Here is a 575-nt window from a genome sequence, read left to right on the forward strand (position 1 = left end):
CTGCGGCAGTTCCTGCTACTTCATCAAGCTCGGAACGTGTCGCTCAGTTAGAGCAAGAAGTTGCCGAGTTAAGAGAAGAACTCGATGCATTGAAAGCGCAGGTAGAATCTCTACTTTCATGAGTGAAAGCGTTGAGCAGCACTGGAGCGTTTATCTGATCCGCAATAACCGTAATGCACTGTATTGCGGTGTTACCAATGACATCGAAAGGCGATTTAAACAGCACCAACTTGGCAAAGGCGCAAAAGCGCTCAAGGGTAAAGGGCCTCTTGTTTTAGAGTGGTCGACTAGCTTCGACTCAAAAGTAACAGCAATGCGCGCTGAGTATTTCATCAAACAACTAACCAAGAGCAAGAAAGAGCAGTTGGTTGAACTCAAAGCTTTGATTGCCGTGGATGACAATCAGCAAGTGATGTTTGAGTCTTGCTCTCAAAGTTAACGGTTCATCGTGACCGTTTGAGTGCCTGTTTTTCGGATTCTTAAATTTCAATTGTCTTTTATAAGCCGCCAACATTGGCGGCTTATTTATATTTATTGATACAGCTGACTAATACGGCCGAGCCCGATACATCCAA

1 protein-coding gene is annotated in these 575 nt (G+C 44.5%); it reads left to right on the plus strand.

Annotated elements, in window-relative coordinates; all coding sequences use genetic code 11:
* The first annotated feature begins 118 nt into the window (after nt 1-118).
* Nucleotides 119-439: a GIY-YIG nuclease family protein gene (locus R7R78_RS28260; protein ID WP_005463466.1), complete on the plus strand. Its 321-nt coding sequence runs from the start codon at nt 119-121 to the stop codon at nt 437-439.
* The last annotated feature ends 136 nt before the right edge of the window (nt 440-575 follow it).

The sequence above is a fragment of the Vibrio sp. 2134-1 genome, from assembly GCF_033339495.1.